We start from the raw sequence: 18,941 nt of genomic DNA, 5'->3' as shown, positions 1-18,941 counted from the left end.
TGCTCGTCTCACCCACTTGACGACCCCACCCCACCGCAAACTTCACGGCCTTGGCGCTAGCACGGGGGAGCGGTTCGGGGGCCGCCCCGTCGCGGCCTTCGAGCTGTTCACCCGCTGGGACACGGATCGGCCCGTCTGCGCCGACGTGGTTGGCGTGCGCCCGGATCTTCGGTAAGTTAGGTGAGCCTTACCTTATGAGGAGGAGCGGGGATGGGTGACAGCCAAGCCCGGACGGCCGCGCCCGCCGCGGCGGAACAAGCCCGGTCGGTGCTCGTCACCGCGTGGTCGTGCGCGGTGACCGCGGAGGGCGTGCGCGAGGACCTGGTCGGCGCGCACACCGTGACGGAGGACGGCCGGGTCCTGCTGCACGTGCCGGACGACAGCGCCCTGCTCGCGGCCGCCCTCTGCGCCCCCCGCGGCGAACCCTCCGCCGTCCTGGAGTTCGCCGACGTCGCCCCCGTCCCGATGCGCGACCGCATCCGGGTCCGCCTCTGGCTGGCCGGCTGGTTCACCGTCGAGGAGGGCCACCTCGCCCTGCACGCCACCCGCGTCGTGCTGCGCCGCCCGTCCGGTGCCGTGGTGATCGACCCGGACCAGTTCGCCGCCGCCGCGCCCGACCCGCTGGCCACCGCCGAGGCACGGCTGCTGACCCACCTGGCCGAGGCCCATCCCGACGCGGTCGAGCGGCTCACCCGGCTCGTCGAACCGGGCAGCCTGTACGGCGTGGTCCGGGTCCGGCCGCTCGCCGTCGACCGCCACGGACTGACGCTGCGTGTCGAACGCCGCCGCGCCCACGGCGACGTACGACTGCCCTTCCACACGCCCGCCGACGGGGTCGCCCAGCTCACCGAACGCATGCACGCGCTGCTCGCGCAGGCGAACGCCGCCGCCTGCCCCCGAGCCCGGCAGCGGCAGCGCCCAGACCGCGACGGGTGAGGCGAACGCGCGGACCGCCCGCCGAGAGCAAGCGCGGCACCGGGCGGTGCGCCGGACGCGACCCTCGGCTCCGGGCTACCAGTCGCCGTCCGCCACCGGCTGCCCCGGCGCGTCGCCGAGCGGCTTCACCTGGTGCGGCGCGGGCTCCTGCCAGGGCTCGTGGTCGTCGCCGAGCCAGTCGCCGACAGGCTTGACCGCCGAGAGCGTGTCCGGGGCGGCGAGGTCCTCCGCGTCCTGGTCGTAGTAGTCGAACCAGGGCAGTCCCGCGCGGGTGTAGGCCGCGCGGTCCACCGGCGACGGCGGGGGCGCCTCGCCGGTGATCCGGCGCCACTCCGGCGGCGTCACCAGGTGGACGAAGACCCGCCCCGCGGGCCGCCGCGCCCAGTCGCCGAGCGGCCGGTCGTCCCGGTAGACCTCCTGGCGCATCGAGCCGCCGACGCCGAGCCCCATCGCGGCGGCCGCCCGGGGCGGACCCCCGGCCGTCGCCGCGGGCGCCGCCATCGGGGCGGGCGCGGCCGCGTAGCCGCCGGGGGCGGGAGGCACCGCCCGCGCCCGCTCCGCCCTGCGCCGCTGCTCCGCGCGCCAGGCGGCGAGCGCCGCGTCGTCCAGCGGGAACGACTGCAGCTGTACCCCGCCCCACACCTCCTCGCCCGTGACCTGCCCCTCCACGGTCGCGCCGAGGCCCAGCGGCACCGCCACGAACTGCCGGACGGTGCCCTCGCCGGAGTTGATCCCGTCCAGCCAGGGCTGGCGCGGCAGCACCACGTAGTTCTGCGGATCGCGGGCGAGCCGGTCGCTCCACGGCCGGCCGGAGACCGCGCACACCTTGCCCACGCCGACCTGGAGGGCCGCGGGCTCGCTCGACCCGGCGAAGCTGAGCCACATCGCCTCGCGCAGGTACACCGGCAGCATCACGCCGCCGCGCGCCCGCCACCGCGCGGGAACCGTGTCCGGGTAGTCGGCGACGCGGCGCACCGGGAACTCGCCGAGCCCCGGCGGCAGCGCGTGCGTGCCGGTCTCCGGCAGCCGCAGCGTCCGGACGAACCGCACCGCCACCCCGCCCGGCAGTCGCAGTGTGTTCCCGTCGACGCGCACCGTGGTGCCGCTCATCCGCCCGCCCCCTCGCCACCGGTGCCGGTCCGGTCCCGGCGCTCCGTCACCAAGAACGCTCGCCGGCCCCCGTCCGGTTCCGCCACAGCTGCTCCTGGACGCCCAGGCGTTCACGCAGCCGGGTCAGCCGCGGCCTGCGTTCGCGCTGCTCACGCGTGTGGCGGTCCAGCTCCTCCAGCAGCCGGCGGGTGCGGTGCTCGGTGTCCAGCTCGTCGAGGATGCGGTTGACCTCGGTGAGCACGGCGCCGTACAGCTGCCACTCGCGCGCGTTGCGCCGGACCTCGTCCAGCAGGAGCTGGGCCAGCTTGTCGCGGGTGGCCGCGGCCCCGTGCAGCTCGGCGGCCAGCCGGTCCTCGGCCGACTCGGCGCTGGCGCTGACGCTGGTGGTGACCAGCACCGCGAAACTGACCACCGCGTCGCCGATCTGGGACAGCAGCTGCTCCACGACCGATCCGGAATCGCCCGCGAAGAGCGGCTCCGGGTCCCGCTCCTTCGCCAGGTCCGTGAGGGTGCGCGCGAGGACGCGCAGCACCACCGTGCAGATCTCCAGCGTGTCGAGTCCCGTCCGCAGCACCACCCGGTTCAGCAGCCCTTCCCGGACCCGCGGGTTGAACCGCAGACTGTCCTCGGCCTGCCGCAGCGCCGCGTCCACCCGCACGATGTCGTGGTCGAGCCGGCGTGCCTCGTGCAGCCGCTCGGCCGCGTGCTCGACGGGGGTGCGGCCTCCGGCCTCCTCGCCGACCCGCAGCATCAACTGCCGCATCCGGCGGGCCAGCCCCTCGATCGACTCGCCGGCCTCGCCCACCCACACGGGCGGCGCCAGCAGCAGATTGCAGGAGAGCCCGACGACCGCGCCGATCAGCGTCTCCACGATCCGCGCCCAGGCGGTGTCCCCGACGGTGGTGACGCCGAGCACCAGCATCGCGCTGATCGCCACCTCGGGTACGTACTCGTCGACCCGCACCAGATGGCCGACGGCCAGCGCGGCCACGATCAGCAGGGCCAGGCTCCACCAGGTCAGGCCGACCAGCAGGCTGAAGGCGATGGCGACCAGGACGCCGGCCACCACGGAGTTCACCCGGCGGATGCCGTTGGTGAGCGTGGCGAACAGGGTGACCTGGACGACCAGGAGCGCGGTCAGGGGGGCGGTGAGCGGCGCGGCCTCGGGGCTCAGGCGCAGCGCGATGACGTACGCGACGGTTGCCGCGACCGTCGAGCGCAGCGTCTGGACGACCACCGGGTCACGGCGCCACTTCGTCAGCCGGGCACGGTCGGCCGACCAGTCTCGTTGACCTATCATCCCTTGGCCTGTTCCCCGTCACCTGGGCCATCGAACGTCTCGACATCGCCGGGGGGTATCGACCGTCTTGTGGCGGAACATCCCTGGAAGTCTGCCCGAAGGTCCGCGCCGGATCCGGCCAGTGATCGTCGCGGTCCCGCCTGACCTCCGGACCGTCGCCGCCGGCCCGGAGGTCAGGCGGCGTGCGCGAGGCGTTCCGTACCCTTTACCGGGAGCAGCATCCCGGGCGCGGGCGCCGGGCCGCCGCGTGGCTCGACGCGCCGGCCGCGGACGGGCGGCCCGTCGGGGACGCGTACGCCGCCGGCCGGGCGCCGGCGAGGGGCACCCCGAGCCCCGCCCCGCTTAGCTCAGGGCCTGAATTAAGGGTTGGAGTAATATCCCCCTCGGTGCTCCGGCCGACTACGTCGCCGGCCGGGCAGGGTTCGGAAGGAGCCACATGGCGGGGCGGAACGGGCGCACGGTGCGTGACCTCAGGCGGGCCAACCGGACGGCCGTGCTGCAACGGCTCTACTTCGACGGCCCGCTCAGCCGTTTCGAGCTGGGCCCGGCGACCGGCCTCAGCTCGGGGTCGGTCAGCAACGTGGTGGCCGACCTGGTCGCCGACGGGCTGGTGGAGGAGGCGGGCAGCGTCGACTCCGACGGCGGGCGCCCGCGCACGCTGCTGCGGGTGGCCCCCGGCAGCGGCCACATGATCGGCGTCGACGTCGGCGAGACGCGCGTGCGCATCGAGCTGTTCGACCTCGCCCTCACCGAACTCGCCCGCACCGAACGGCCGCTGGAGCAGCAGCGGTACGACGTCGAGGTGATCGTCGGCCACGTCCGCGACGGCGTCGCCGAGGTGCTCGCCGCCGCGGACGTGGCCCCCGGGCAGCTGCTCGGGGTCGGCATCGGTGTCCCCGGCATCGTCGAGCGCACCCCGGACCGGGGCGCCGTCGTGCACGGCCAGACGATCGGCTGGGACGCGGTCCCGCTGGAGGAGCTGCTCCGCTCCACCTCCCGGCTCCCCGAGAGCGCCCCGTACTTCATCGACAACGGCGCCAAGACGCTCGGCCAGGCCGAGATGTGGTTCGGCGGCGGCCGCGGGGCCCGCAACGCGGCGGTCGTCCTGTTCGGCTCCGGCGTCGGCGCCTGCCTGGTCACCCCCGAGGTGGACCACGGGCGCGCCGTCGAGTGGGGGCATCTGACGGTACGGGTCAGGGGCCGCCGCTGCCGGTGCGGGGCGCTCGGCTGCCTGGAGGCCTACGCGGGCGCCGAGTCGCTGCTGGAGCGCTGGCGCGAGGAGGGCGGGCACCTGCCCGAGGGCACCGACGAGGAGACCGCGCTCACCGCCCTGCTGGCCGCCGCCTATCCGTCCGGGGGCGCGGCCGACCCGGCGGCGCTGGCCGTGCTGGAGGAGACCGCGGAGTACCTGGGCGCGGGCCTGTCCGACCTGATCAACCTCTTCCAGCCGGAGCGCATCCTCATCGGCGGCTGGGCCGGACTCCAGCTCGGCGCCGGGTTCCTGCCCGCCGTGCGCCGGCACGCGGTGGCGTACGCCCTGCGGCATCCGGCCGAGAAGGTCACCATCGAGCTGGGCCGGCTCGGGCCCGACGCGGTCACCGTCGGCGCGGCGATCCTGCCGCTGGCCGACTTCTTCGCCCGCGGCGGCCGTCGTCCGGAGCCCGCGCCGCAGGGACCGCCGCCGGCCTGGCGCGCGGCCCTGCGGGAACGCGCGCCGCACTGACCGGGAACGCGCGCCGCACTGACCGGGAACGCGTGCCGTGCCGGCCGGGAACGCGTGCCGTGCCGGCCGGGCGGCTGGCGCGACGTGCGGTTTCGCCGCCGTCCGCGGCGGTACTCGCGTGAGTCCCGGACGCCAGAGAAGGAGTACGTCGTGACCGACCACCGCCATGAGGAACCGGGCCGCAACCCCGACCCCGTACCGCGCGACCTGCCGGACCAGCAGGCCGACCCGGGCGGGGAGGACCCCTGGGAGGTGTCGTCGGCCGGGCCGGACCGCGCCGCCGAGGACGCCGAGGACGCCGGAGACGGCGCGCGGGACGAGACCGCCGACGTCCCCGACGTGGACGAGGCGGGCACCGGCCGGCAGGGTGCCGGGCAGTCGGCCGCGGTCCACCCCGAGCAGCCCGCACCCGACGAATCACCCGACTGACGGACCCCCGGCCGACATACGACCCGGCCGGGGGGGAGGGCGCTCAGCCCACCTTCCGGCCCCGCATCGGCTCCGTCCGCGCCCCCGCACCCTGCTGCATCCCGTGCAGGAACTCCTCGATCACCTCGGGGGCCGTGCGCGTCGGCCGCCAGCCCAGCTCCGTGTGCGCGCGGGTACAGTCCATCAGCGGCAGCCGCAGCACGGCGTCGAAGAGGTGCGGGGAGGCGGGCAGCAGGTGCAGCCCCCACGCGGCGGCGATCGCCGAGCGGGCCGCGCCGCGGGGCAGCCGTACCGGACGGCTGCCGAGCAGTCCGGCCAGCAGCCGCGCGTCGACCGGGGGGTCGGCCGCGAGGTTGAAGGCCCCCCGCACGTCCGAGTCCACCGCCAGCTGGTACGCCCTGGCCGCGTCGTCGGTGTGCAGCGCCTGCACCCGCAGACCCGGGATGTCCGGCAGCACGGGCAGCAGATCGGGACGGGCCAGCGGCCCCGGCAGGAACTTGCCGCCGAAGATGCGCCGCTGCTCGCTCGCCGACTCCCGCTTGAACAGGAAAGCGGGCCGCATCCGCACCACCCGGACGCCGGGGTGGTCGCGCTCGAAGGTGTCGAGGGTGCGCTCCAGATAGGCCTTCTCCCGGCAGTACGCGGCGTCCGGCCAGCCGTGCGTCGGCCAGGACTCGTCGACGGTCCGGTCCTTGGGCCCCGGCGAGTACGCGCCCACCGAGGACGCGTGCACGAGGGTGGGCACGCCCGCGGAGGCGACCGCGTCGAACACCCGGATACCGCCCAGCACGTTGGTGCGCCAGGTCGTGGCCGGGTCGTGCGTCGGCTGGAAGGCCCAGGCCAGATGGATCACGGCGTCCGCGCCGAGGAACTCCTTGACCAGGTCGGACTGTTCGGACGCCACGTCGACCGCCGCCCACTCGGTCTTCGGCGGCGACCACTCGGGCAGCCGGCGCGCCAGGCCCCGGACCATCCCGACCCCCGGATCCTCGGACAGGAGGCGCACCACGCTGGTGCCCACGTTGCCGGTGGCGCCCGTGACCACGATCCTGCTGCCCACTGCGCTGTTCACGTTCGGCTCCTCTCGGGCGGACTCGTCCGGTGAAGGGCACCGAGTACCCGGCCGCGGCCGGGCGCACGCACGAGAAAGCCCCGACCGGACGGGGGAGGCCGGTCGGGGCTTGTACGAAGGCGGGCGCGGATGGCGGTCGCCTCGCGGCGAAAGGCTCCACAGGGCTTCAGCCGAACGATCGTCCCTGTGGGCGGGAAGTGAGGCCCGGGGACACTGTCCCATCCGCACCCGCGGCTGGTCCAACGGGCGACCGTCCTGGCGTGTTCCACCCGGTGCCGCCCCGCCGGCGTGACCTCCGTCACCTCGCGGCGCCGCCCAGTTCGGGCAGGGACGCCAGCAGATGAGCGGGGTCGTCGTAGACGGCGTCCGCCCCGGCGTCCTCCAGGTCGGCCCGCGGGATCCCGCCGCACAGCACGCCCACGCACCGCACCCCGGCCCGGCTTCCGGCCCGCATGTCCCACACGGTGTCGCCGACGAACACCGCCCGCTCGGCGGGCACCCCGGCGCGTTCCAGGGCGTGCTCGACGGGTTCCGGGGCGGGCTTGCCCTCCTCGACGTCGTCGGCGCCGGCCGTCGCCGTGATCACCTCGTCGGCGTCGAGCGCCCGGCGCAGCGCGGTCAGCTCGGCGCCGCCCGCCGAGGTCGCGAGCACCACGCTCCAGCCGTCCCGGTGCAGCCGGCGCAGCAGCCGGCCGGCCTCCGGCAGCGCGCGCAGCCGGTCGAAGTACTGCCCGTAGAGGACCTTGTGGGCGGTGCTCAGCTCGTCGTCCCGCTCCGGGTCCCGGTCGTCGCCGAGCAGGTGCGCGATCAGGTCCGACGACGCCAGGCCCACCGCCCGGTGCACGGCGTGCATCGGGACGTGGTGGCCCGCCTGCCGGAACGCCTCCCACCAGGTCACGACATGCAGGTGGTTGGTGTCGACCAGCGTTCCGTCGACGTCGAACACGGCGGCGCGATCCATGGTGGTCCTTCCACTCCCCTTCGGTCAGTCCCGGCAGTCCCCGGCAGTCCCGGTCCGTCCTGCCGGTTCCCGTCTGTTCTCGTCAGGCCTCGTCCGTTCTCGTCCGTTCTCGTCCGGCCTCGTCCGGCCTCGTCCGGCCTCGTCCGTCGCACGAGTACCACGCGAGCGGCCCGCCAAGCGGGGCCCGTGGCCTCATGCCGCCCCGGCCGGCACCCGCCCCTCCCGGGTCCAGGCCAGCAGTTCGTCGGCCGACCAGGTGGTCACGACCCGCTCCGCCGGTACCCCGCACTCCTCAGCGCGGGCACAGCCGTTGATCTGCCAGTCCAGCTGGCCCGGCGCGTGCGCGTCGGTGTCGATCGAGAACAGCACGCCCGCCGCCACCGCCCGGCGCAGCAGCCGGCGGGGCGGATCGAGCCGCTCGGGGCGGCTGTTGATCTCCACGGCCGTGCCCGACTCGGCGCAGGCGGCGAACACCTCGTCCGCGTCGAACTCCGACTCCGGCCGCCCCCGCCCGGTCACCAGCCGCCCGGTGCAGTGCCCAAGGACGTCGGCGTGCGGATCGCGGACGGCCCGCACCATGCGGCGGGTCATCGAGCGGGCGTCCATGCGCAGCTTGGAGTGCACGGACACCACCACCACGTCCAGCCGGCCGAGCAGTTTCGGGTCCTGGTCCAGCGAGCCGTCCTCCAGGATGTCGCACTCGATGCCGGTGAGCAGGCGGAACGGCGCCCAGGCCGCGTTGAGGGCGGCCACCACGTCCAGTTGCTCGCGCAGCCGCTCGGCCGACAGCCCGCGGGCCACCGTCAGCCTGGGGGAGTGGTCGGTGAGCGCCGTCCACTCGTGGCCGAGCGCCGCGGCGGCCCGGCCCATCTCGTCGATCGGGCTGCCGCCGTCCGACCAGTCGGAGTGCACGTGACAGTCCCCGCGCAGCCGCGCCCGCAGCCGCTCGCCGCCCTGGACCGGCCGCTGCGGCCCGGCCTCGTGCTCCAGCTGGGCGAGGTAGCCCGGCACCCGCCCGGCCAGTGCCTCCCGCACCACCTGCGCGGTCTTCGGGCCGATGCCCTTGAGGGACTCCAGCGACCCCGCGTCCGCCCGCGCCCGCAGCTCGTCGACGGGCAGCGCGGCCACCACGCGGGCGGCGGTGCGGAAGGCGCGGACGCGGTAGGCCGGAGCCAGCGACCGCTCCAGCAGGAACGCGATCCGGTCCAGCGCGTCGACGGGTTCCATCGCCACCTCCTGCGGGTCACCCTCCAGGGTTCCCCGGTCCCCGGGGAGCCGCACGGCCACGCAGGGCCGTTTGTCCGATACGCGCCGGGGTACTGCGATGCCTCGTTCCGTCCGTCGTCCCGCCGGAGGCCTTCATGACCGCCCCCACCGAACCCCACCCCAAGGTCGCCCTGATCACCGGCGCCGACTCGGGCATCGGACGCGCCACCGCCGTCCGGCTGGCCGAGGCCGGGCTCGACGTCGGCATCACCTGGCACAGCGACGAGAAGGGTGCCGAGGAGACCGCCGAGGAGGTGCGGGCCAAGGGGCGGCGGGCGGCCGTCGCCCGGATGGACCTCACCCGGCTGCCCGACGCCGCCGACACGGTCGACGAGCTGTGCGAGCGGCTCGGCCGGCTGGACGTGCTGGTCAACAACGCCGGGACGGGCACGGCCACCCCCTTCCTCGACCTGGAGCTCGCCACGGTGCGCGAGGTCCTCGACGTCGACCTCGTCGGCCCGTTCCTGTGCGGGCAGCGGGCGGCGCGGCGGATGATCCGCCAGGGAGACGGCGGCCGGATCGTCAACGTGACGTCCGTGCACGAGCACCAGCCCCGGGTGGGCGCCGCGCCGTACTGCGCCGCCAAGGGCGGACTCGGCCTGCTCACCCAGGTCATGGCGCTGGAACTGGCCGAGCACGGCATCACCGTCAACGCCGTCGCGCCCGGCGAGATCGCCACGCCCATGACCGGCCAGGAGGACACGGACGTGCGCACCGAGCGCCGCCCCGGCGTGCCGCTGGGGCGGCCGGGCGACGCGCGGGAGGTCGCCGCCGTGATCGCCTTCCTCGCCGGCCCCGACGCCTCGTACGTCACCGGCGCCTCCTGGACCGTCGACGGCGGCATGCTCCGGATGGGTCCGCAGGCCGGCTCCCACCTGACCGCGGACGACTGGCGGCGCCCCTGAGCCCCGGTGAGCTCCTGGGCGCCGCCCCGGCCGCCGCGGGGGCCGTGCCGGCCGGATCCGCTCTACGCTCTATGTCATGACCGAAATCGCGAGCCCCTACATCTCCCATCCGCGGATCATGGTGCTCGGCGTCCAGCCCGGCAGTCCGCCGTTCCGCATCATGGAGATCGACGGCGAGGTGGTCGGTGCGGCGCGGGCCGTGACCGACGTCCTGGAGACCGCCGCCGCCTTCGGCATCACGGTCCACGATCTGGACGACCCGGACGTGGTCCGCTGGGTCGGCGGCGACAAGTTCACCTGGACCCCGCGCCGGCGGTGATCAGCCGACGGTCCACTTCTGGTTGGCGCCGCCGGTGCAGGTCCAGATCTGCAGCCGGGTGCCGTTGGCCGAGGAGTTGCCGGTGACGTCCAGGCACTTGTCGGCCTGGGGGTTGACGATGTCCCGCGCCGACGTGACCACCCATCGCTGGGCGGCGGTGCCGTTGCAGTCCCACAGCTGGACGGCCGTGCCGTCGGCCGTGCCGCCGCCCGCGACGTCCAGGCACTTGCCGAGTGCCCGGATCGTGCCGTCCGCGCCCACGCTCCAGCGCTGGGCGGCGGTCCCGTTGCAGTCGTAGAGCTGGACGGGGGTGCCGTTGGCGGCGTTCGCCCCGGCGACGTCCACGCACTTGCCGGCCAGCCCTCGGATCGCCCCGCCGGTCCCCGTGTCGCTCGTGGTCACCGACACGTGGTCCACCACCAGCTGCTGCGGGAAGACGGTGGAGCCGTCCGGGTCGCCGGGCCAGTAGCCGCCGACCGCGAGGTTCAGGATCAGGAAGAACGGCTTGTTGAACACCCAGGCCCGCCCGCCCAGGTCGGCGGGGGTGCGGCGCTGGTACACGGTGCCGTCCACGGACCAGGTGATCGAGTCCGGTGCCCAGTCGACCGCGAAGGTGTGGAAGCCGTCCGCGAAGGCCTGCCCGTTGGGCAGGGTGTAGCCCGCGCCGATGCCGCCCGAGCCGGAGTAGCCCGGGCCGTGGATCGTGCCGTGCACGGTGGAGGGTTCGAAGCCGACGTTCTCCATGATGTCGATCTCGCCCGAGTTGGGCCAGCCGACCTGTCCCAGGTCGTGGCCGAGCATCCAGAACGCCGGCCACATGCCCTGTCCGCGCGGGATCCTCATCCGGGCCTCGACGTGCCCGTACTGCGCGGTGAACCTCCCGGCGGTGTTCAGCCGCGCCGAGGTGTACTCGCACCGGCCGTACCAGCACTGGTAGTTCGACGGGTTCTCGCGCCGGGCGGTGATCACCAGATGGCCCTGCCCGTCCAGGGCGGCGTTGCGATTGCCGGACGTGTAGTACTGCCGCTCGTGGTTGTTGACGTTGTCGCCGGTCTCGGTCTGCCACTTCGAGGAGTCGACCGCCGCGCCGGCGGGGCCGTCGAAGGTGTCGGAGAACGTCACCGCCTGGACGCCGGCCGGTTCCGCCTGGGCGGGCGCGGCCACGGCGGCCGAGGCGAGCAGCACGGCGGACAGCGCGCCGAGCAGACATCTGCGGAGCATGCGTGGGGAAGCCACGGCCTTCCCTTCCGTACGGCGTCCCGCGCGCACACGGGCGCCGACTGAGGTGGGGGGTGAAGGATTCCCCTTGATTTAAGAGATGAGGTAAGGGCGCGTCAATACCTTGGCCCGGACCAGCGGTTCGCGGTCCTCAGGACCGCGCGTGCACCGCCCGCCCGAGCCGGCGCCCCACCAGCAGGTACCCGGCCAGCGCGCCGGTCGTGTTCAGGATGACGTCGTCGATGTCGAAGGCGCGGCCCGTGACCATCGCCCCCTGCGCCAGCTCCACCGTCAGCATCACGACCGCGGTGAGCAGCAGCACCCTCAGGACCCCCCGGGCCCGGGGCGCGAGCACCGGCACCAGCACCCCGAAGGGCACCCCGAGCAGCAGGTTGCCGCCGATCTGCTTGACGGCGTCGCGCAGTTGCGGCTGGTCCAGATAGGCCCGCAGGGAGTCGCCCGGACGCAGGTTGCTGTGCGTCAGCGGCTCCGAGGCGGGGGAGGGCTCCAGGGTGAGCCGGGCCAGCACCACGGCGAACGCCACCATGACGGCGAAGGCGCACGCCATCGCCACCGCCCGCCCGAGCAGGGGCAGCAGCGGACGCCGCTTCCTCGGCGCGGCCTCGGCGGGCGGCCCGGCGGACCCCTTGGCGAGCCGCGGGCGGGACAGGACGCGGGACAGCAGGGCTGCGCGGGCCACTCGCTCCTCCAAACCTCAACTTGCCTGGACACCAACGCGGTTACCCGCGGGAGCGGCGGAGATGCGGCACCCGGCCCGCCGCACCCCGCCGGGCGTCCCCACCCTCGGATCACGGGCCGTAGGTGACGCGTACCTCCTTGAATCCGAGGGAGCCCAGCAGCCCTTCGAGCATGTCGGTGGTGTTGCCCTCGGCGCGCGCGGTGAGCTCGCTCTCCTTCGCCGCGTCCCGGATGTGCCGCACCGCGAGCTGCTGCACGGCCTGTTCGCCGTTGGGGTTGTCGGAGAACAGGTCGCCGAGCCGGTCGAGCAGGCCGCGCTGCTTGGAGACGGCGTAGGAGCGGTCGGGGTCGAGGGCCGGCTCGCCGAGTGCCGCGTGCGGCAGCCGCAGCGTGGCGGACGTGCGGTCCTCGTCGACCGTGACGTCGTCCTCACCGACCTTGCCGAGGTCGACGTAGGCGTCCACGGTGCCCGCCCCGACGTACAGGGTGCGGGTGCCGCGGACGGCGTCGGGCAGGTACCTGGCGTCCTTCTCCAGGTCCACGACCACCTGGAAGTTGCCGGAGGCGGCGTCGTAACGGCTGATGTCCTGGATCGACTTGAGCAGGGCCGGCCCGGAGCGGTCCTGGGTCTCCGTGCCGAACAGGTCCTTCAGACCCGGCAGCACGCTCAGCCGGATCCCGGCGAACAGCACGACGAGCACCAGCACGACGGCGCTCAGCGCCTTCGCCCAGCCCGGCACTCGCCCGGGGAGGCGCTTGGGGGAAGTCGTCATGGCGACGGTCCTCCTTTCTCCTCTCCCCATGCCCCCCGAATCCGTCGCCAGACCGCGCGGACGACGGATGTACGCCCGACGCCGGTGCGGCGGCGAGACGGAGCGGCGCGCCGGCGGCCGCGGATCAGGGCGCGGGCGTCCCGGACTGCCGCAGGGCCGCGTCCACCGTGGGCAGCGGCGGCAGCAGCCGGTGCAGCCCGGTGACCCGCAGGACGCGCAGGGTCATGGGGTGGGCGCACACCAGGTGCAGCCGCCCGTCGTGGGCGAGCACCCGGCTGCGCGCCCGGTACAGCAGCCGCAGCCCGGAGCAGTCGAAGAACTCGACCGGGCCGAGGTCGAGCACGATCCGGGCGCCGGGCCGCGCGGTCGCCTCGTCCAGGTGCGGCAGGATCTCCGCCGCCGCGGCGATGTCGATCTCGCCGCGGAACTCCAGGACGGTGTGCCCCTGTTCGCGGCGGATCCGCAGATGCCGGGTGAGCGGCGCGGCGTTCTGCTCCACGTCGCCTCATCTCCCATCGGGTACGGGTGGGCCCGCAACTGCGGCCCCTACCCTGCGAGTTACCTCGACGAGGAGCATTCCAGCATGTTCGGTTGACATATGTCTTCGAAATCCGACCGCGTTTCTTCGCGACGTGAGCGAAGTGTTACGGCGAGGACCGCGCGCGCCGGTGGTGTCCGGTCAGTCGTTCAGCAGCACCAGCTTCCCCGTGGTCCGGCCGGCGTCGCCGATCTCGTGCGCCTTGGCGGCCTCGGCCAGCGGGAACGTCCCCGCGATCGTCGCGCGCAGCCGGCCCTCCTCGACCAGCCCGGCGACGGCCCGCATGCCGTGGTGGTCGGCGTCGACCAGCATCCGGATCGCCCGTACCCCGAGCCGTTCGGCCTCCGCGAAGAAGTCGTCCGAGCCGACCGGCAGGATCGACACCACGATGCCGCCCGGACGCAGGACGCGCAGCGACCGCACGGAGTGGTCCCCGCCGAGGGTGTCGAGCACCACGTCCACGTCGCGCACGGCCTCGGTGAAGTCGGTCGTCCGGTAGTCGATCGGCTCGTCCACGCCGATCCCGCGCAGGAAGCCGTGCTTGCCCGCGCTCGCCGTGCCGATCACGTACGCGCCGCGGGCCTTGGCGATCTGCACCGCCACGTGACCGACGCCGCCGGCCGCGGCGTGGATCAGCACCCGCTGCCCCGGCCGCAGGCCGGCCCGCTCCACCAGCGCCTGCCACGCGGTCAGCGAGACCAGCGGCAGCGCGCCCGCCCGGGTGTGGTCGATCCCGGCGGGCTTGAGGACGAGGGCCCGGGCCGGGGCGGTGACGTACTCGGCGTGCGAGCCGTGGCCGAAGGGGTAGGGCAGCATGCCGAAGACCTCGTCGCCGGGCCGGAAGAGGGCCACGCCGATGCCGGTCCGCTCGACCACGCCGGACACGTCCCACCCCAGGGTGAAGGGCGGCTCACCGAGGAAGCCGCCGGTGGCGCGGTGCTTCCAGTCGGTGGGGTTGACGCCGGCGGCCCGGACCCGGACCAGCACCTCGTTCGGCCGCGGGGCCGGCCGCGGGACCCGCACTTCCTCAAGGACCTCGGGGCCGCCGAGGACGTTCTGCCGGATGGCTCGCATGGTGGTCACATCGCTCATGGTGACCCAGCCTGCCCGGGGCCGCCCGCTCGGGAAATGGCAAGATTGCCATGCTTCGATAAGATCGTGCCATGCAGCGTGCGGAACGGGTCGTGGTGCTCGCCCTCGACGGCGTCTACCCCTTCGAACTGGGCATCCCGCGCCGGATCCTCGGCGCGGCCGACGGCCGGTACGAGGTGGTGACGTGCAGCGTCGACGGCGGCCCGGTACGTACCGAGGCCGACTTCTCGATCACCGTCGAGCACGGCCCGCAGGTCCTGGCCACGGCCGGCACGGTGGTGGTCGCGCCGGTCGCGCCGGCCCACCTCACGGCCGGCGTGCCGGACGACGTGCGGGCCGCGCTCGCCCTGATCCGGCCCGGCACCCGGACCGTGTCCATCTGCACCGGCGCCTTCGTGCTGGCCGCCGCCGGACTCCTGGACGGCCGCCGGGCGACCACGCACTGGCAGGCCACCGACCGGTTCCGGCAGCTGTTCCCACAGGTCGACCTCGACCCGGACGTCCTCTTCGTCGACGACGACCCCGTCCTGACCTCCGCCGGAGCCGCCTCCGGCGTCGACGTCTGCCTGCACCTGATCCGCAAGGACCACGGCAGCCGGCTGGCCAACACCGTCGCGCGGCGCTGCGTGGTGCCGCCGTTCCGGGACGGCGGGCAGGCCCAGTACGTCGAGCGGCCCGTGCCGGAGACCGGGGCCGCCGCCACCGCCGCCACCCGCGTCTGGGCCCTCGAACGCCTCGGTGAACCGCTGACCCTGTCCGACCTCGCCGGGCACGCCCGGATGAGCCTGCGCACCTTCGCCCGCCGCTTCCACGACGAGGTGGGCGTCAGCCCCGGCCGCTGGCTGATCCAGCAGCGCGTCGCCCGCGCCCGGCTGCTGCTGGAGTCCAGCGACCTCTCCGTCGACCGCGTCGCCGGCCAGGTCGGCTTCGCCACCGGTGCCTCGCTGCGCCGGCACCTGCAGGCCGCGATCGGCGTCTCACCGCAGGCCTACCGCCGTACGTTCCGGCGGACGCGCTGACCGAACGCTCGGGGGGACCCGCCACCTTGTGGACCGGGGCAGATCCCGGGGGTACTCCCCGAACCCGGCCTCGCTGCGCACCAGCCCCTTCGCCCGCACCCGGCGCAGATGGCGCTCACGCGCGTACTCCAGAGGCCGGCTGACGGGAGTGTCGAGGAGGAGGCCGAAACGGACGTCGTGAGGCATGCGCCTCCCTTCGGGAGACGTGGCGCGGAGCCCCCGCCCTGCCGGCGGCCGGCCGGCCCGGCCGGCCGCGCACTCCCACCGGGCTTCCGCGCCCGGAAGCCGGACCGAGAAGCGGTACGAGGCCGCCCACGGCATAAATGATCTACACGACGGAGCATCCGTGATCCCCGTTACCGCGCACGGCACTTGAGCTGCATACACTCCCACCTCCCCCAGCGGACACCGCAGTTGACAGATTGCCCACGCCGGTGGGAGGCGCCTGAATCCGGCGGGCCGGGATATCCGCAAGGGCAGGGCGGCGGGACGACCGTCCCGTGCCCCTGGACCCTTCGGAGGAGACATGTCAGTGGTGACCGCGGGCGTCATCGTGCTCGACTGCGCCGAGCCCGAGAAGCTCGCCGTGTTCTACAAGGAGCTGATGGCGGCCGAGGAGACCGACGCGACCGCCAACCGCGTGGAGATCAGGAGCCCCGACGGCACCCGCATGGCCTTCCGGCGCGACGTCAACGCCACGCCGCCGAGCTGGCCGCGCCCCGAGAACTCCCTCCAGGCACACCTGGAGTTCGTGGTGCCCGACCTGGACGAGGCCGAACGCCGGATCGTCTCGCTGGGCGGCCGCCCGGTGGACACGAAGGACTCCGCCGGGCCGTTCGAGGAACGGGGCTACGCCGACCCGGCGGGTCACTCCTTCACCCTGCGCCGCGCCCTGCCCACGGCGCCGAAGCAGGGCTGAGCGGGGCCGGTCTCAGTCCCGGCCGCCCTTCTGCCCCGCCGGCCACACGCCGGTCGAGCGCTCGATGGCCTTCGCGCCACCGCGGTCCACCGCGCTGCGCACCGCGGCGAAGATGGCGCCCTGGACCGCGGCGGCCAGCAGGATCTCGCCCCAGCCGCGGTCCGGGTCCAGCGCGTCCGGCGCGTCCTCCTCGTGCCGGATCGCCATCCACGTCTTGCGGAAGGCGAGCCCGGCCAGCCAGCCGCCGGCCCACCCCAGCGCCCAGCCGACGGGCTGGTAGGCGAGGGGGAGCTTCTGCTTCTTCTTCTTGGCCACCTATTTCTCCTTTTCCGTGAGGTACCGGCGGTAGCGGTACCGAATCGTGGGCCCGGCGTCGGCGCCGGTCTCCGGCGGGATCAGGGCCGCCCGGCCGCGGGGACCTCCTCGCCCGGGCGCACCGGCCCCGGCGGAGTGCCCTCCCCGAACGGGCGCCCGCCGAGTTCCTGGCGGTGATGCGGCGTCAGCCACCCCCGCAGATCGGGACCGAGCGGCACGATGCCGGTCGGGTTGATGCCGGTGTGCACCTGGTAGTAGTGCCGCTTGATGTGGTCGAAGTCGACGGTGTCGCCGAACCCGGGGGTCTGGAACAGGTCGCGGGCGTACGCCCAGAGCACCGGGTTCTCCGTCAGCTTCCACCGGTTGCACTTGAAATGGCCGTGGTAGACCGCGTCGAACCGGACCAGCGTGGTGAACAGCCGGATGTCCGCCTCGGTGATCGTGTCGCCGACCAGGTAGCGCTGCCCGGCCAGCCGCGAGGCCAGCAGCTCCAGCCGCCGGAAGACGTCCGAGCAGGCGGCCTCGTACGTCTCCTGGCCGGTGGCGAAACCGGCCCGGTAGACACCGTTGTTGACGTCCGCGTAGATGCCCGCCATCACCTCGTCGATCTCGTCGCGCAGCGGCTCCGGATACAGGTCCGGCGCGCCCTCGCGGTGCAGGGCGGTCCACTCGGTGGCGAGGTCCAGGGTGATCCGCTGGTAGTCGTTGGTGACCAGCCGGCCGCTGGGCACGTCGACGACGGCCGGCACGCTGACCCCGCCCGGGTAGCCGGTCTCCCGCCGGTCGTACGCCTCGCTGAGGAAGCGGATGCCGAGGACGGGGTCGCGGCCGTCCGGTTCGAGGGTGAAGCGCCAGCTGCGGTCGTCCTGGACCGGGTCGGCGACGGCCATCGACACGGCCGCCTCCAGCCCCAGCAGCCGGCGCGAGATCACCGCCCGGCTCGCCCACGGACAGGCACGGCTGACCACCAGACGGTAACGGTGCGCCGCCACCGGCCAGCCGTCCCGGCCGTCCGCCGTGATCCGGTCCGCGAAGTGGCTCTGGGACCGCTGGAACGACTTCCTGCCGTACGCGCTGTTGCCGTCTCCCTTCGCGTGGTCCTGGCCGCTCATGACCTCTCTCCTCCCTGCGGTGGGCAGTGCCCCTGACCGGGTTCCCCGAGTTCCCCGGTTTGTGAACCCGGCACGGTGTGATCCGCTCCACCGGGGGCAACCGGCGGTGGTGAGCGGGACATCCACACCATCAGCGCAGGACGGAGCCGGGCGGCGGGCGCGGACCCGGAAGGCCCCGGACACCGGCACCGACCCCACGACCGGCCGCGGGACGGCCGGCGGGACGGCCGAGGGGACAGCCGGCGCGGCCGGCGGCGGGGCGGCCGACGACGCGGACCGCAAGACCCGCGTGACCGTGCTCGTCGCGCTCGCGGCCAACCTGGTCATCGCGGTCGCCAAGGCGATCGGCGGGGTGCTCGCCGGCTCGCCCGCCCTGCTGTCGGAGGCGGCGCACTCCGTGGCCGACAGCCTCAACGAGGTCTTCCTGCTGGCCGCCCTGCGCCGCAGCCGCCGCCCCGCCGACCGGCGGCATCCCTTCGGCTACGGCAAGGAACGCTTCTTCTGGTCACTGCTCGCGGCGGTCGGGATCTTCGTCATGGGCGGCTGCTTCTCCTTCTTCCAGGGCGTCGAGGCGCTGACCCGGGGCACCGAGGAGAGCTTCGGCGGCTATGCGGCCGGGATGGTCGTCCTCGGTATCGCCCTGCTCGCCGAGGGGGCGTCCCTGCTCCGCGCCCTGCACCAGCTGCGCGCCCAGGGCGTCGCCGAGGGCCTGCGCGACCCGGCCCTGCGCACCGTCGTCGCCGAGGACGGCACCGCGGTGCTCGGCGTGATGCTCGCCCTCGCCGGCATGGCGCTGCACATGGCCACCGGCGAGGTGGTGTGGGAGGCGTCGGCCTCGCTCGCCATCGGCGCGCTGCTGGTATACGTCGCCTACCGCCTGGGCAAGGACGCCCGCGCGCAGCTGATCGGCGAGGCCGCGGAACCGGAGACGACCGGCAGGATCCGTTCGCTGCTGCGGGCGCAGCCCGAGATCGACAGCGTGGAGGCGCTGTTCACCATGAAGACCGGCATCGACTCGGCGCTGGTGGCCGCCCGGGTCGACCTGGTTCCCGGCCTGGACAGCGAGCGGGTCGAGGAGGTCGCCGTACGCATCAAGCGGTCCATCGCGCGCACCGTGCCCCAGGCCGACCAGATCTTCCTCGACATCACCGACCGGCCCGCCCGGGAGGGCAGCTGAAAGCCCCGCCGCGACGGGGGAACGCGGCGGGGCCCGACACGCGGGTGCCCGGCATCCG

At 74.4% G+C, this 18,941-nt stretch carries 19 protein-coding genes and 1 pseudogene; 8 read left to right on the top strand and 12 right to left on the bottom strand.

Annotated elements, in window-relative coordinates; all coding sequences use genetic code 11:
- The first annotated feature begins 210 nt into the window (after nucleotides 1-210).
- Nucleotides 211-936 carry a DUF2470 domain-containing protein gene (locus ACFF45_RS25365; RefSeq protein WP_381348762.1) on the top strand — a complete coding sequence of 242 codons (726 nt, stop codon included), beginning with the start codon at nucleotides 211-213 and terminating at the stop codon, nucleotides 934-936.
- A gap of 75 nt (nucleotides 937-1,011) precedes the next feature.
- Here the strand turns inward: ACFF45_RS25365 and ACFF45_RS25360 are convergent, their stop codons facing one another.
- Both ACFF45_RS25360 and ACFF45_RS25355 read right to left on the bottom strand, forming a co-directional pair.
- Entirely contained in the window at nucleotides 1,012-2,046 is a 1,035-nt protein-coding gene (locus ACFF45_RS25360) for a hypothetical protein (RefSeq protein ID WP_381348761.1), read from the bottom strand.
- A 46-nt stretch (nucleotides 2,047-2,092) separates the two neighbouring features.
- Complete coding sequence (locus tag ACFF45_RS25355) at nucleotides 2,093-3,346, bottom strand: FUSC family protein (protein ID WP_381348760.1); 1,254 nt, start codon at nucleotides 3,344-3,346, stop codon at nucleotides 2,093-2,095.
- A 436-nt stretch (nucleotides 3,347-3,782) separates the two neighbouring features.
- Between ACFF45_RS25355 and ACFF45_RS25350 the strand changes: the two genes are divergently transcribed.
- Nucleotides 3,783-5,069, top strand: coding sequence for an ROK family transcriptional regulator (locus tag ACFF45_RS25350; RefSeq protein WP_381348759.1), 1,287 nt, complete (start codon nucleotides 3,783-3,785; stop codon nucleotides 5,067-5,069).
- A gap of 150 nt (nucleotides 5,070-5,219) precedes the next feature.
- Entirely contained in the window at nucleotides 5,220-5,498 is a 279-nt protein-coding gene (locus tag ACFF45_RS25345) for a hypothetical protein (RefSeq protein ID WP_381348758.1), read from the top strand.
- 43 nt (nucleotides 5,499-5,541) lie between these two features.
- On the opposite strand, the gene ACFF45_RS25340 is transcribed toward ACFF45_RS25345, so the two are convergent.
- From ACFF45_RS25340 to ACFF45_RS25330, 3 genes are all read right to left on the bottom strand, one after another.
- On the bottom strand, nucleotides 5,542-6,570 hold the full coding sequence (locus tag ACFF45_RS25340; protein WP_381348757.1) for an SDR family oxidoreductase: 1,029 nt from the start codon (nucleotides 6,568-6,570) through the stop codon (nucleotides 5,542-5,544).
- A 298-nt stretch (nucleotides 6,571-6,868) separates the two neighbouring features.
- Nucleotides 6,869-7,531 carry an HAD family hydrolase gene (locus ACFF45_RS25335; protein WP_381348756.1) on the bottom strand — a complete coding sequence of 221 codons (663 nt, stop codon included), beginning with the start codon at nucleotides 7,529-7,531 and terminating at the stop codon, nucleotides 6,869-6,871.
- Between the two features lie 192 nt (nucleotides 7,532-7,723).
- Nucleotides 7,724-8,758, bottom strand: coding sequence for a PHP domain-containing protein (locus ACFF45_RS25330; protein WP_381348755.1), 1,035 nt, complete (start codon nucleotides 8,756-8,758; stop codon nucleotides 7,724-7,726).
- Between the two features lie 134 nt (nucleotides 8,759-8,892).
- Between ACFF45_RS25330 and ACFF45_RS25325 the strand changes: the two genes are divergently transcribed.
- Together ACFF45_RS25325 and ACFF45_RS25320 are read left to right on the top strand one after the other, a co-directional pair.
- Nucleotides 8,893-9,702 (top strand): SDR family oxidoreductase, encoded by an 810-nt coding sequence (locus ACFF45_RS25325; protein ID WP_381348754.1) that lies wholly within the window; start codon nucleotides 8,893-8,895, stop codon nucleotides 9,700-9,702.
- Between the two features lie 76 nt (nucleotides 9,703-9,778).
- Entirely contained in the window at nucleotides 9,779-10,021 is a 243-nt protein-coding gene (locus ACFF45_RS25320) for a hypothetical protein (RefSeq protein ID WP_381348753.1), read from the top strand.
- Here the strand turns inward: ACFF45_RS25320 and ACFF45_RS25315 are convergent, their stop codons facing one another.
- The 5 genes from ACFF45_RS25315 to ACFF45_RS25295 all read right to left on the bottom strand — a co-directional run bounded on the left by ACFF45_RS25315 (nucleotide 10,022) and on the right by ACFF45_RS25295 (nucleotide 14,341).
- Entirely contained in the window at nucleotides 10,022-11,257 is a 1,236-nt protein-coding gene (locus ACFF45_RS25315) for a lectin (protein ID WP_381348752.1), read from the bottom strand.
- 133 nt (nucleotides 11,258-11,390) lie between these two features.
- A complete protein-coding gene (locus ACFF45_RS25310) occupies nucleotides 11,391-11,939 on the bottom strand; it encodes a VanZ family protein (protein ID WP_381348751.1) in 549 nt (182 codons plus the stop codon).
- A 109-nt stretch (nucleotides 11,940-12,048) separates the two neighbouring features.
- Nucleotides 12,049-12,711: a DUF4230 domain-containing protein gene (locus ACFF45_RS25305; RefSeq protein WP_381348750.1), complete on the bottom strand. Its 663-nt coding sequence runs from the start codon at nucleotides 12,709-12,711 to the stop codon at nucleotides 12,049-12,051.
- A 124-nt stretch (nucleotides 12,712-12,835) separates the two neighbouring features.
- Nucleotides 12,836-13,210 (bottom strand): anti-sigma factor antagonist, encoded by a 375-nt coding sequence (locus ACFF45_RS25300; RefSeq protein ID WP_381348749.1) that lies wholly within the window; start codon nucleotides 13,208-13,210, stop codon nucleotides 12,836-12,838.
- A gap of 180 nt (nucleotides 13,211-13,390) precedes the next feature.
- Complete coding sequence (locus ACFF45_RS25295) at nucleotides 13,391-14,341, bottom strand: NADP-dependent oxidoreductase (protein ID WP_381348748.1); 951 nt, start codon at nucleotides 14,339-14,341, stop codon at nucleotides 13,391-13,393.
- 71 nt (nucleotides 14,342-14,412) lie between these two features.
- Here ACFF45_RS25295 and ACFF45_RS25290 point away from each other — a divergent pair, with 71 nt between their 5' ends.
- Together ACFF45_RS25290 and ACFF45_RS25285 are read left to right on the top strand one after the other, a co-directional pair.
- Nucleotides 14,413-15,360 carry a GlxA family transcriptional regulator gene (locus ACFF45_RS25290; protein WP_381348747.1) on the top strand — a complete coding sequence of 316 codons (948 nt, stop codon included), beginning with the start codon at nucleotides 14,413-14,415 and terminating at the stop codon, nucleotides 15,358-15,360.
- A gap of 526 nt (nucleotides 15,361-15,886) precedes the next feature.
- Nucleotides 15,887-16,279, top strand: a complete 393-nt coding sequence (locus ACFF45_RS25285) for a VOC family protein (RefSeq protein ID WP_381348746.1) — start codon at nucleotides 15,887-15,889, stop codon at nucleotides 16,277-16,279.
- Nucleotides 16,280-16,291: 12 nt separating this feature from the next.
- Here ACFF45_RS25285 and ACFF45_RS25280 read toward each other — a convergent pair whose 3' ends face one another.
- Nucleotides 16,292-16,594, bottom strand: coding sequence for a DUF4235 domain-containing protein (locus ACFF45_RS25280; RefSeq protein ID WP_381348745.1), 303 nt, complete (start codon nucleotides 16,592-16,594; stop codon nucleotides 16,292-16,294).
- An 80-nt stretch (nucleotides 16,595-16,674) separates the two neighbouring features.
- A complete protein-coding gene (locus ACFF45_RS25275) occupies nucleotides 16,675-17,706 on the bottom strand; it encodes a glutathione S-transferase family protein (protein ID WP_381348744.1) in 1,032 nt (343 codons plus the stop codon).
- 289 nt (nucleotides 17,707-17,995) lie between these two features.
- Between ACFF45_RS25275 and ACFF45_RS25270 the strand changes: the two are divergent.
- Nucleotides 17,996-18,917, top strand: a pseudogene (locus ACFF45_RS25270) (cation diffusion facilitator family transporter); the annotation flags it as partial.
- Nucleotides 18,918-18,941 lie beyond the last annotated feature (24 nt).

The sequence above is a fragment of the Streptomyces cinereospinus genome, assembly GCF_042430725.1.
In the GTDB taxonomy this organism is placed as follows: domain Bacteria; phylum Actinomycetota; class Actinomycetes; order Streptomycetales; family Streptomycetaceae; genus Streptomyces; species Streptomyces cinereospinus.
Note: the sequence above shows the minus strand (reverse complement) of the source record. Positions and strands in the feature narration are given on the sequence as shown.